Annotated in this window: 8 protein-coding genes, 1 tRNA gene and 1 other RNA gene; 3 read left to right on the top strand and 7 right to left on the bottom strand. The window is 36.0% G+C overall.

The genetic code is table 11. The annotated features are described in order from the left end of the window. Positions 1-173 precede the first annotated feature (173 nt). The 7 genes from ffs to gltB all read right to left on the bottom strand — a co-directional run bounded on the left by ffs (position 174) and on the right by gltB (position 10,885). Positions 174-443, bottom strand: an RNA gene (ffs, locus tag MUA21_RS00790) — signal recognition particle sRNA large type. Positions 444-514: 71 nt separating this feature from the next. Further along, entirely contained in the window at positions 515-1,240 is a 726-nt protein-coding gene (treR, locus tag MUA21_RS00785) for a trehalose operon repressor (RefSeq protein WP_262561609.1), read from the bottom strand. A gap of 30 nt (positions 1,241-1,270) precedes the next feature. After that, a complete protein-coding gene (gene treC, locus MUA21_RS00780) occupies positions 1,271-2,905 on the bottom strand; it encodes an alpha,alpha-phosphotrehalase (RefSeq protein ID WP_262561608.1) in 1,635 nt (544 codons plus the stop codon). Between the two features lie 88 nt (positions 2,906-2,993). Next, positions 2,994-4,421, bottom strand: a complete 1,428-nt coding sequence (gene treP / locus MUA21_RS00775) for a PTS system trehalose-specific EIIBC component (protein ID WP_064209969.1) — start codon at positions 4,419-4,421, stop codon at positions 2,994-2,996. A 329-nt stretch (positions 4,422-4,750) separates the two neighbouring features. Then, positions 4,751-4,843: transfer RNA gene (locus tag MUA21_RS00770), tRNA-Ser, on the bottom strand. Positions 4,844-4,903: 60 nt separating this feature from the next. Continuing rightward, positions 4,904-6,367, bottom strand: coding sequence for a glutamate synthase subunit beta (locus tag MUA21_RS00765; protein WP_262561606.1), 1,464 nt, complete (start codon positions 6,365-6,367; stop codon positions 4,904-4,906). Positions 6,368-6,385: 18 nt separating this feature from the next. Further along, positions 6,386-10,885 carry a glutamate synthase large subunit gene (gene gltB, locus MUA21_RS00760; RefSeq protein WP_262561605.1) on the bottom strand — a complete coding sequence of 1,500 codons (4,500 nt, stop codon included), beginning with the start codon at positions 10,883-10,885 and terminating at the stop codon, positions 6,386-6,388. Between the two features lie 141 nt (positions 10,886-11,026). Here gltB and gltC point away from each other — a divergent pair, with 141 nt between their 5' ends. The 3 genes from gltC to MUA21_RS00745 all read left to right on the top strand — a co-directional run bounded on the left by gltC (position 11,027) and on the right by MUA21_RS00745 (position 13,893). After that, positions 11,027-11,914, top strand: a complete 888-nt coding sequence (gene gltC, locus MUA21_RS00755; RefSeq protein WP_262561604.1) for a glutamate biosynthesis transcriptional regulator GltC — start codon at positions 11,027-11,029, stop codon at positions 11,912-11,914. Between the two features lie 81 nt (positions 11,915-11,995). Further along, a complete protein-coding gene (locus MUA21_RS00750) occupies positions 11,996-13,108 on the top strand; it encodes a YibE/F family protein (protein WP_103161262.1) in 1,113 nt (370 codons plus the stop codon). Continuing rightward, a complete protein-coding gene (locus MUA21_RS00745) occupies positions 13,105-13,893 on the top strand; it encodes a YibE/F family protein (RefSeq protein ID WP_262561603.1) in 789 nt (262 codons plus the stop codon). The genes MUA21_RS00750 and MUA21_RS00745 overlap by 4 nt, the downstream gene beginning before the upstream one ends. The last annotated feature ends 81 nt before the right edge of the window (positions 13,894-13,974 follow it).

Below are 13,974 nucleotides of genomic sequence, written 5' to 3'. Positions count from 1 at the left end.
CCTCCAAATTCACTAAATTCAATTTTCAGCAGTTACAATCAGAATGATATCGTTGCAGTTCGATCAATTAAATTAATGTATCGCTCTTATTTTAATATAAAAAAAGAGTGACTGCTATCAAAAGATAAGTCACTCATAATATATGGTTAATTGTATTTATTTAAAAATTAAAACCGTGCACCTTCGCTTCGAATACGTATCATAAACGTAACCAAAGTCGACAGCTAAATCTCGGCAACCCTACGGCACATATGATGATCCACTTAATGCTGCTTCCGTCAGGACCTGACATGGTTCATGGGTTCATATTGCATAGGACCGAAATCTTCAAACACTACGTGCTTTGGGCAGACTTCACAAAAACGTAGCCTCAGCGAAGGAATTAAGTCTCGCATAAAGCGGATTTCGAGTACAGGGAACCGCTACCTCCCCACCTAGCACGGCAAGATATATCATACTATAAGGTAATGACTGATTGCAAGTCATACAATTCATTATTTTATAACTTATTTCATTAAATTTTATGACGTCTCGAAAAATCGTTAAACTTAAATTCTGTAGCTAAATGTTTGGAAATATTATATTGAAATTTTGTCGTATCCTTTAAATGGACGATTCCTCGGACCGTAGCAGTATACGACGGCGTTACATCTCCAAATATTTCATATTCTAAATCACCAAATGATTCAAAAGTGATAGATTTATTAGAGTAACTAATTTCTAGTTTCAATGTTTGTTCTATATAATGGTACAACGAATCTTCAGCAATATGCATCGTTATATTAGGAACGATTTTTTCTACTAAATAATCTTCATCGATAATTTTCACATGATGATCAATCTTTCGCGTTCGAATAATATGCCACAATGTCTCACTCTGACGCAAGCTCAAAGCGCTTTTTACTTCTGGCGCTTCACTAGCAGGTATGCGTTCTAATAATCTAACTTCAGTCTCGTGACTCAGACCTAACCCTTGTTGAACTTCCCTGAAACTGGTTAAATTCGCAAATGGGAATTCTGTAATACCTTGATAGATGACAACTGAACCTTTACCTTTTATTTTCTGAATCATGCCATCTCTAACAAGTAGATTAAGCGCTTTGCGCACAGTTTCGCGAGAAGCATTATAGTCGAATACCAATTCATTTTCTGAGGGCAATTGAGCGCCATAGGGTAACTTTGATTCGATGATATTTGTGCGTAAATTTTCATAAATCGCAATAAATTTTTTCTGTTTCATGTGATTTCACTCACTGCCTTTTACTTTAAATTATTGTCTAACTACTATGGCACCAAATCCTTCTATTAAGCCATTCTCAATCGACCCATTTTGTAACATGACTTGCCCATCAACGTTTAACGCTTTTGGTAGTTCAACTTTTGCTTTTGAAAAGTTAGCAATCACCAACCATGTTTCATCTTCATGATGACGCTTATAAATAAACAATTCATCGTGATCCATGTAAAGTGGCTCAATATTTCCATAAGTTATAATATCATATTCGTGACGTAGCTTTATTAATTTTCTATATGTTTGTAAAATAGATTGGTCGTCTTCTATAGCTGCTTCAACGTTAATTTCCTTATAATTATCAGGAATATCAATCCAAGGTGTACCGGAAGTAAAACCTGCATTTTCACCATTTGTCCACTGTACGGGTGTACGAGAATTATCACGAGATTTTTGTCCTAAAATCGTTAGAATCTCTGCTTCTGGATAACCTTCACCTTTTAACTTATGATATGCATTTAAAGATTCTATATCTCTATACTGGTCGATATCATTAAAATGAGGATCTGTCATGCCAATTTCTTCACCCTGATAAATATACGGCGTGCCTTGGAGCATGTGCAAGACGATGGCTAACATTTTAGCACTACTTTGACGTAAGGCTTCAGTCGAATCATCACCGAACCGCGTTACCACACGTGGTTGATCATGATTGCACCAAAAAATGGCATTCCATCCGCCACCGTTATAAATACCTATTTGCCATTCCATTAATATTTCTTTTAATTTATGAAAATCTAACTTAGCATTTGTCCATTTTTCGCCATCAATATAGTCTACTTTTAAATGATGGAAATTAAACACACTACTTAGCTCTTGACGTGCAGGATCCGTATACTGGATACAATTTTCAATCGTTGTTGAAGACATCTCACCCACCGTCATCATATCTTCACTACCAAATGTCTGCTGATTCATTTCATGTAAATATTCATGCACACGTGGCCCATCAGTGTAAAATTCCTTTCCTACCTTTTCTGAATTTTTAAATTCACCTTTTGAGATTAAGTTAATGACATCGAATCTAAAACCGTCTACGCCAAAGTCAATCCAATAATTAATTACTTTATAGAGTTCCCGACGTACTTCTGGATTATCCCAATTTAAATCTGCTTGTGTTACATCGAATAAATGTAGGTAATATTCATCCGTTTTGTCATCGTATTTCCAAGCATTACCACCAAACTTCGATTCCCAATTAGTTGGTGGTTGATTATCCGCTGACCGCTTAAAGAAATAGTAGTCTCTGTACGGGTTACTTTTATCTGAATATGCTTGTTTAAACCATTCATGTTCTGTAGAAGTATGATTAATGACGATATCCATCATTATTTTTAGATTGCGTCGATGCGCTTCAGCAATCAACCTTTTTAAGTCTTCAATCGTGCCAAATTGTTCGTTCACTTTATAATAATCACTAATGTCATAACCATTATCATTCATAGGTGATTCGTAAATAGGCGTTAACCAAATATAATCTACACCCAGATATTGTAGATAATCTAACTTTTCAATTATGCCGTTTAAATCTCCTTCACCATTACCTGTCGTATCATTAAATGATTTGGGATAAATTTGATAAACTACCGATTTTCTCCAATCATTGACTACCATTTGATTACCACCTTATCTTTGTATTTTAAATTAAGAAACCCGCTAAACAAACTTAGCGAGTTTAGTTATACTTATCTATCTGCATTAACTATTCTTCTACTATTTCTTTCGCTTCTTCTTTACTAAATTTCGAGAAGATCACAGTTAATATTGCTGGTACTACCATTGCCAGAACAGTACCTATGCCATAAATGAGCCAAAAATCTTTTTTAATAGAAATGATAGCTGGTACACCACCAACGCCAACATTACCTAAGACACCGATTGCACCTATGATAGCACCTATCACACCCGAAGTTAAAATCGCTGCAACAAAAGGATATTTCAACGGTAAGTTCACACCAAACAACGCTGGTTCAGTAACACCTAAGAAACCTGATACGCCAGAAGTCATTGCCAGGCCTTGTTCTTTTGCCATTTTGCGTCTTTTATAGACAAACCATGCACCGAATGCAGCCGAACCTTGACAGATATTTGAAATCGCTAAGATCGGCCACAAATATGTTCCTTTAAGACTGCTTCCCATCAGTTGAAAATCAACCGCTAAGAACATATGGTGTAAACCTGTAATCACTAGAGGTGCGTAGAAGAATCCATAAATTGCGCCACCTAACCAGCCTATATGTTCAAACACAAATGTCACACCGTTTGTAATCCCTGTTCCTAGCCATAAAGCAATTGGGCCTATAACGATAAAGGCTAAGAAACCAGTGATTAATAAGGCGACGGGACCAACAACTAACATCTTGATTGAATCATGCACATATTTACTTAAGAATTTTTCAATTTGCGCTAATACATAAGATGCTAATAAAATTGGTAAGACCTGACCTTGATAATTCAGTTGTTTAATTTCTAAACCAAAGATATGCCACGCCGGAATGTTACCTTTACCTATGTCATATTGTGAAGCGAGTTGCGGATTCATTAAAATCAGACCTAATACCAAACCGAGTATTTGACTCCCGCCAAACACACGCATACTACTCCAACCAATTAAAGCCGGTAAGAATATGAAGGCAGTATTCGCGATAACATTAATGATATCTGCAAAGTCCCCTAGCTGTGGATATTGTGCCACCAATGCCTGCTTCCCAAACAAGTCTTCCATCGTTAATACATTATAAATCCCTAATAATAAACCAGCAGTTACGATAGCTGGTAAAATCGGAATAAAGATATCTCCCAATAACTTAACCAATCTTTGTATAGGATTGCCTTTTTGAGCTGCCGCTGCTTTAGCATCATCTTTAGAGGCACTTTCTGCCCCAGTTTCTTCAATAAATTGTTTATAAACTTCATCAACAGTACCTGGTCCAATTACAATTTGATATTGATTGTCAGCTTTGAATTGTCCTTTAACCAAATCATTGTTACTCAGACTCTCTTTATCTACCTTATCATCATCTTTCAAAACAAGTCGCAAACGCGTCACACAGTGTGTTGCTGTGTCCAAGTTTTCTTTGCCCCCAATAGCCTTGACGATATCTTGAACATCTTTCTTTTTAACAGCCATGATGATTCCCTCCCTTAAACTTTAATATTATCCAGAGTATAACTTGTATAGACAAGTTTTGCAAAGGCTTTCACTCAACTCACAAAAAAGGTCTATACGGAAATTAATTTTTAATTTCCGTATAGACCTACTTCAAAAATATATTGTTTTGCATTTGATGTAATCATTGCATTATGTTTAATAACCTGTGACACAAGCAATAGTAAGACGATATTCACTATTCGTCTATTTTTCTTCATCATTGACCTTAAAAAGCAAAAAAAGACAAACACTTTATATTAAATAAACGTTTGCCTACTATATTTATTAGTCTTGGTATTTTATGATAATGGCGGAGGAAGAGGGATTCGAACCCCCGCGGGCCGTTAAGCCCCTGTCGGTTTTCAAGACCGATCCCTTCAGCCGGACTTGGGTATTCCTCCAAATGAACACAATAATTATAATATTATAGCCCATTAAAAAAGTCAATTATAATTAAAGTATTACACCAATGTTTTTTCATTTAGGAATTCGTCCACTGCACGAGCGACTGCTCTTCCTTCTTGAATAGCCCAAACAACAAGACTTTGACCTCTTCTTGCATCACCTGCCGCGAAAATATTTGATTGATTCGTTTTAAAATCTTTATTATCTGCGACAATTTTATTTCTTTCAGTTTGTATATCAAAAGCATGTGGCACAGTAGTTTCTGTACCAATAAATCCAATGGATAACAATACCAAATCAGCTGGCCAATGACGTTCTGTACCATCGACAACCACCATACCATCCTCTGTTTCTTCAAGTATTTGTGTATAAACACCTGTTACATTACCAATACGATCCACTTCGTAACGCATCGTTTGCACACCATATGCTCGTGGTTCAAAACCAAAACGCGCTTCATATTCGTCATGCGCATAATCCATTTTAAACACAGGCATTGCCAACGGCCAATACGTATTTTCATCAAATTCAATGGCTTCTGGTTGCTTCGTGTATTTGTTAAATTGAACGATAGATTTACAATTTTCTCTCAATGCAGTTGCCACACAATCTGCACCTGTGTCACCTGCACCAATGACAATCACATTTTTTCCTTCTGCGGAAATGGACGGCGTTTCAATTTCACCATTTAAATATTCGCCTTGTTCTGTTAAGTAATCCATAGCAAAGTGAATACCCATACCCATTCGGCCTTCTAATGGTAAATCACGAGCATTTTGTGAGCCTGTACAAATAATAATGGCATCAAATTGTTCCTCTAAACTTTCTTTGCTGATGTCTACCCCTATTTCCGTATCAGTGATAAAGGTGATACCAGATTGTTCCATTAATTTAATTCTACGTCGCACGACCGCTTTATCTAATTTCATATTGGGGATCCCGTACATTAACAACCCACCTGCTTCACGCGCACGTTCATATACAGTTACCCAATAACCTAATTTATTCAATTCATCTGCAGCTGTTAAGCCAGCCGGACCGCTTCCTACTATCGCTACTGATGCTGCTTTGCGCTCACTTGGTATCGTAGGTTCGACCCAACCATTTTCAAAAGCTTCATCTATAATGGTACGTTCAATCCCTTTTATCGCAACAGATGCTCTATTTATCTTCATTACGCACGATTGTTCACATGGTGCTGGACATACGCGTCCAGTAAATTCTGGGAAGTTGTTTGTCTCGTTCAACCGTTCATATGCTGTCTTGAAGTCTTTTTGGTACACTAAGTCATTCCATTCAGGAATGTAATTCCCAATAGGACAACCAATTGTTTCTCTACCATGTGGCTCACCTGTCTGACAAAATGGTGTGCCACAATCCATGCATCTCGCACCTTGTTCTGATGCTTCTTCTTTGGTAAACCTCTGCTGAAAGGGTGCGTGTCCTTTCAAACGTTCTACTAAAGACAATTCAGGCAAGGGTTGTTTGTCATAACTCATAAATCCTTTAAATTCCCCCATAATCAGTCCCCCTTCAATTTAATATACAGCCGTTAATTGTTGTGCTGGTTCTAAATGTGTTCTCTTGTCATTAAAAGCATTCAATAACGCTTCATCTTGCTGGTTAGATTCGCGCTTTTGCAATTCAATTTTTTGCATCATTAATTTATAATCTTTTGGTATGACTTTTACTACTTGATCAACTACAGATTCAAAATGGTTTAATATATTTTTAGCTTTAGCGCTATTTGTATAAAGTAAATGGTCTTCTAACATTTCTTTTACAACATTTTTTTCTGCTTCAACAGTGATTTCGTCGAAGTCTAAACTGTCTAATTGATGCGCTTCTTTAAATTTTTCAACATCAGATGGGAAGATATAAGCGACGCCCCCACTCATACCTTGACCAAAGTTCTTTCCGACATCTCCAAGCACAATGACACGTCCACCTGTCATATATTCAAGACCATGATCACCAATACCTTCAACAACTACTTGTACACCACTATTTCTAATACAGAATCGTTCACCAGCTTTACCATTAATAAAGGCTTTGCCATATGATGCACCATAGAAACAAACATTGCCAATTATAATTTCTGATTCTCGTTGTTGCGTCGGTGCCTTAACAATCACTTTACCGCCAGAAAGTCCTTTACCTACATAATCGTTAGCATCACCCGTGTGATGTATTGTTAATCCTTGAGGTATATAGGCACCTAAACTTTGACCAGCATGCCCTACCGTATTGACATAAATACGATCCTCAGGCAAACCGTCGGCACCGTGGATATCAGTAATCGTACTGCCAGTAATGACACCCACGTCTCGTTGTTCATTTTTTACAACGTAATTGCCAGTAAATGACTTATGTTGCTCAATTGCTGATTGAGCATCAGGTAATAGTTGCATTAAATCGAAACCTTCATCAAGATGATGATTTTGCACTATATTTTTATATCTTTCACCGTCGTGCTGATATAATAATGCTTCTACATTCATAGAAGCAGCTTTAGGTCTTTGTTGAGATAAATTATCTTTTCGTTTTAATAAGTCTGTGCGACCCACCAATTCATCTACCGTGCGTAATCCAAGTTCGGCTAATATCTCCCTTAATTCCTCAGCAACAAAATGCATAAAATTAACCACGTGATCTGCTCTACCATTAAATAACGCGCGTAAATCTTGGTTTTGAGTAGCAATACCTACTGGACATGTATCTTTATGACACACACGCATCATGACACAGCCAAGTACGACTAAAGGTGCTGTTGCAAAACCAAATTCTTCAGCTCCCAACGCACACGCATATGCCACGTCTTTACCTGTAAGTAATTTGCCGTCTGTTTCTACAATCACTCTCGACCTTAAATTATTCATCATCAGTGTTTGATGTGTCTCTGCTAAGCCAATTTCCCAAGGTACACCTGCGTGTTGGATACTTGTTTTAGGAGAAGCACCCGTCCCACCATCATATCCACTAATCACAATTTTATCTGCATAAGCTTTAGCTACACCTGCTGCAATTGTTCCGACACCAGTTTTAGATACGAGCTTCACTGTAATATTTGCGTTTTTATTAGCATTTTTCAAATCATGAATTAATTGTGCTAAGTCTTCAATTGAATAAATATCATGATGTGGCGGCGGGGAAATCAAGCCAATACCCGGCGTAGACCCTCTGACTTCAGCAATCCACGGATAAACTTTAGAACCAGGCAACTGCCCGCCTTCCCCTGGTTTAGCTCCCTGAGCTACCTTGATTTGTATTTCTTTGGCATGTTGTAAGTAGTGACTCGTCACTCCAAATCTTCCAGAAGCAACTTGTTTGATTGCACTAGATCGATTTCGACCTTCATCATCCACCACAAATCGTTCTGGGTTTTCTCCACCTTCACCACTATTACTTTTACCACCCATTTGATTCATTGCTTCAGCAAGTGTTTGATGTGCTTCTTCAGAAATAGAGCCATAACTCATCGCACCTGTATTAAAACGTTTAACGATTTCACTCGTTGCTTCTACTTCATTGATATCAATCGAGTCTTGCTTTTTAAATTCCATTAAATGACGAATATGATCTGTACGTTGATGATTGACTTCATTTGAAAATGTTTTGAACTGTTCATAATCATTTAAACGACACGCATGTTGTAGTAAGTGAATTGTCGTCGGGTTAAATGCGTGATGTTGACCTTGTTTACGCCATTGAAACGTACTGCCAGATTCCAAGTACTCGCTCTCAGATGATTGTCTTGCTTTATTTTCTTTATCTATCAAGTTTATATCGATACCAGATAACTTGGTTTGTGTACCTGTAAAATACTGGTCAACCACATCTTGCGACAAACCTACCGCTTCAAAAATTTGTGCTCCTTGGTAACTTTGAACGGTAGAAATGCCCATTTTAGCCATTACTTTTATGACACCTTCTGACAATGTATCTGTATATGTTTGGACATTTTCAGTAACCTCTCCGTTTAAGCGTCCTTTATCTACTAAATTCTCTATTGTACGTTGCGCTAGATATGGTACTACTGCATTCGCCCCATACCCTAATAAACACGCTACATGATGCACCTCTCTCGTTTCACCAGAAAGTGCGATGATGCTTGTGCGCATGCGTAAACCTTTTCTGATTAATAACTGATGCACATGACTGACCGCAAGCAATATTGGCATTGCATAACCTTGCGTTTCTACTAATACACGGTCATCTAAGACAATGATTTCATAGCCATCTTTTACTGATTGAATTGCTTGTTCCCCTAAATGGTCTAACGCCGATTCTAAATTTTCTTGATACAATGTAGATAAATGCTTAACTTTAAACCTACTGTCGTCAATCGTTTTTAATTGCGCCTCAGTTAGCACCGGTTTTTTCAATTGAATTCTGTTCAACACATCTTCATTAGGATTTAGTAAATTACCTTCTGAACCTAGATAAGACAATTCACTTGTCACTATTTTTTCTCTATATGCATCAATTGGCGGATTGGTAACTTGTGCAAAAAGTTGTTTAAAATAATTAAATAACGATTCATCTTTTTCATTTAAAACAGCAATTGGAACATCATACCCCATAGCACCAATTGGATCTTTCTTACTTTCAATTAATTCTGTCATATATTTGTCGATTTCTTCTTTCGTATAAACAAATTGCTTTTGTAACCTTGTTAAAGTTGTTTCATCCCAATCCGATGGTGTCACTTTTACATGATTTAAATCTAAGTCTATTTTAAATTGATTTAGCCAATTCTCATATGGTAATTCATCAGCGATACGTGCTTTTAATTCATTATTATCAACTACTTTTTGTTGTTGAAAATCAACTAATAACAATTTACCTGGATTGAGTTGGCCTTTAAAAGCAACTTGTTCTTCCGGTACATCTACAACACCCACTTCTGACGAAAAAACAATGTAATTATCTTTAGTGATTGTATAACGTCCTGGACGCAAGCCATTTCTATCTGTTAGCGCACCAATTTTCTCCCCATTACAAAAAGAAATCATTGTCGGGCCATCCCACGGTTCCATTAGGTAACTATAATATTCATAAAAAGCACGGATATTATTGTCATTCGCCGTATTATAAAGCCAAGGCTCCGGTATCATTAACATCGCTGCTCTTTCTGGTTCCATTGCTAAAGATAAAAATTCTAATGCGTTGTCTACAATAGCAGAGTCACTACCGTCTTCATCAATGATTTCCTCTACTTTATGTTTGTTTTCACCAAAAATACTTTCAATGAGATCATTTTGTCTTGCGCGCATCCAATTTACGTTACCTTTAATGGTATTAATCTCCCCATTATGCATTAATAATCGATTGGTGTGTGCACGTTTCCAACTCGGAAAGGTATTTGTACTAAAACGGGAATGTACAAGTCCAAATTTTGATATATAATGCTCATCATTTAAATCTTGAAAGAGTTTCTTAATTTGATCAGAACGCAACCACCCTTTATAGACGATTGTTTTATGAGACAAACTTGTAAAATATAAATCTATTTGTTTTTTTTTAGCATATAATTCAATTTGCTTACGTGCTAAAAACAATGCTTTTTCTATATGCGTTTGATTATTTAAGGCGATGAATACCTGTTGTATATATGGCATTGTTTGAGCTACATGTTCGGCAATGGCATTGACATCAACTGGTACGTCTCTATAACCAATAACATTCAATCCTTCGCTTTCAAAGTAACGATTAAACGTTGCTTCATGCTTTGAATTTTTTATCTTCGCATTTGAAAAAAACATGCCTACTGCATAATGACCTTCTTCCGGTAATTCAAAATCTGTTTGTTCAGAAAAATACCCAAAAGGAATCTCTGTCATGATACCAGCACCATCACCAGTTATACCATCTGCACCAATTCCTCCACGATGATCTAGCCTACGTAGCATTTCCAATGACTTTTCAACGATATCGTGTGACCTTTCATTATTCATATTGGCATAGAATCCAATACCACATGCATCGTGCTCTTCACGACTATCATATAATCCCAATTGCTTACCATATTCGATCATAACCCTCACCTCTTTTTCGAAAATTCTGAATATTAAATAAGTATAGTAAACTATATAGTAATACATTAATCTATTCAATATATAAAATAGATGATATTATTCTAATAATTCGAATAATATTAATATGTTGGGAATGGTTATATGGAAATTAAACAATTGAAATATTTTATAGAAGTTGCAAAAAGAGAACATTTATCAGATGCTGCATTAGAACTTAACATTGCTCAATCTGCCATAAGCAGGCAAATTAAATTATTAGAAAAAGAGTTACAAGTGACGTTGTTTAACAGAGAAGGACGTAACATACACATTACCGAAGAAGGACAACAATTATTTTCTGAAGCAACCAAGATTATCGAACAACTTGATAACACAGTACGTTTATTTCATAACCAATCTGAAACAGAGCATTATATTATACGTATTGGTTACGTTGAAAGCTATATAACGCAGGTATTAACCTTATTAATGCAATCCTTTGAAAACGAAAGGACATCTATCATTCAGCCTATTTTAATGGAAGAGGACGATATATTTGGAGCTTTGCTCACAGATAAAATTGATATTGCTTTTACTGCTATGTCAGATGAACTCAAACAACACCGTTCTTTAAAAGTAAGCCCTTTATTTGAAGAAACATTTCATGTCTATGTACCTAAAGATGACCCTATCACTATGGCTACAAATCCACCTTTAGTACAATTTTCGAATAAATCTATTTACGAATTATATCCATTACCAACGAAAATCAGACAAGCATTAGTAAAAACAACCAAAACACCTATACAAACGATCACACATCCTCAACTAGCAGAATATATCCTAAGCAAATCGCGTGGTTACATCGTCACAGCTTCTTATCATTTGCTAACAAAAAATCTACAAAAATGGGAAAAAATATCTTTAGAACATACTGCATTGAAAAGAACCATTTGCCAAGTTGTTCGACTAGACAATCGAAAACACGATTTACAATTTTTATTAGAACTCATTGATAAATTATTAAGTAGAAGCACAACTTATCATTAATCATATGCATAAAACTTTTGAATTTAAATCGTTGTGAGCGTATAATCGCATTGTCTATATAGAGAGGACTGAAACAAAACAATGCCTTTTAAAACTTTATTTAAACGGCCTTTTGGTTGGGTCGTCTTGATATTCATGATCTTATTTTTAGCTGTATTTATTTTCACATTTTTCAATGACAGATTTTACGATACACCAATCGGTCAAATCACAAAAATCGAAAATAAATCCACATCACACATTACGGATGATAATCACAATAAAGATACTAAATATAACCAAACCCTAACACTTAAAATTTTAAACGGGAAGTTCAAAGGGCAAACGACGAAGATACCACACCATTACATAGCATCACAAGCTGATAGTGAAGCATTCTCCAAACACAACAAAGTTTTGTTACACATCGGCAAGCATCTAGGTGATACTTATATCATAGAAAAGAAACGAGATAGCCTCGTCGTTATGATAACTGGAATATTTTTATTAACCGTTTTACTGGTAGGTCGAAAAATCGGTTTACAATCGATACTTTCTTTAGTTTTTAATACTATTGTTGTGCTCTTGGCTATCTACTTACACAGTAAATTCCCGAATTTAAACTTATTTGCACTTATGAGTATCGGTGTCATTTTCAGCACGATATTCACTTTACTCTTAGTTACTGGTTGGCGATGGCGAACGTCAATTACGATAGCAAGCACTTTATTAGGAACTTTTATTTGTGTTGGTGCTACCCAATTAGTTATTGAATTAACAGGCGGTGCTGGCTTAAAGTTTGAAACTATGAGTTTCTTAACTTTGCCTCCTAAGGACGTTTTCCTCGCTTCTGTTATGATTGGCACACTCGGTGCTGTCATGGATGTTGCTATCACAATAGCAAGTGGCATGGCTGAAATATTACGCAGAACGCCTAACATCAACATGACTCGTTGGGCGCTCGCAGGACGTAATATTGGCCAAGATATTATGGGGACAATGACAAATATCTTATTATTTTCATATTTATCTGGTAGTCTTCCAATGTTTCTGATATATCTTAAAAATGCCAATACAGTTACTTATACAATTTCCATGAATTGGTCATTAGAAATTTCCCGGGCAATTACTGGTGGTATTGGCATTGTTTTAACTATTCCAATCACTATTTTATTAATGCAATTATGGTTTAAAATGCGAGGTGCTAATCAGTGAGCGTCATAACAATCTTAGGTTTTATACTTTTCTTATTAATGGCAATCTTTGGAGGAAAAAAAGGAATCATCTCTTATTTGACACTCTTTTTAAATTTTGTCATATTATTAATCACTGTTATTATCATTATGCTTGGTGCGCCTATTTATCTCGTAACACTGATATTCTGTATCGTTATCGCAGCATGTAATTTATTCGTTTTAAATAGTTACAATACAAAAACCAAAGCAGCATTTTGCGCGACGATTATTACTACTTTATGCTTGATAGTCGGCATTTATTTATCAGTATCTATCGGACATTTACAAGGATTTACGACCGAGCAACAAGATGAAACGTATATTTTTTCTATGAATATTGGCATTGATATGGTGAAATTCATGGTGTTCACAGTAGTGCTTGCCGTCATAGCTGCGGTGATTGATTTAGCAATAACAATCAGTTCACCCATGTATGAGATATACGAAACCAACCCAACTTTATCAAGCAAAGCATTGTTTCAATCTGGTATGCGGGTAGGACGTGAAATTTTAGCTACATCTGCAAACACAATTTATCTAGCCTATTTTGGTGGGCAATTAACGTTATTCTTTTGGTTTTTTAGATTGAACTATTCTTTTGGACATATCATCAATTCTAAAATCTTCGCACAAGAATTTATATCCATTCTTCTAGGTGGTATCGCTATTGCAATCAGCATCCCTATTACTGCTTGGATAACTGCACTTTTAATTAAATATCAAAAAAAGCGTCATCCAGAACACACACATCAATCGTCACATTAAAAAGTGAAAAGGAAGTGGGACATCATTAAATGCCTCTCACTTCCTTCTTAAATTTGTATAATTATATAATGCATACATACT

Source organism: Staphylococcus ureilyticus (genome assembly GCF_025558845.1).
GTDB lineage: Bacteria > Bacillota > Bacilli > Staphylococcales > Staphylococcaceae > Staphylococcus > Staphylococcus ureilyticus.
The sequence above is the reverse complement of the archived record's forward strand: the minus strand, read 5'-3'. Positions and strand labels throughout refer to the sequence as shown.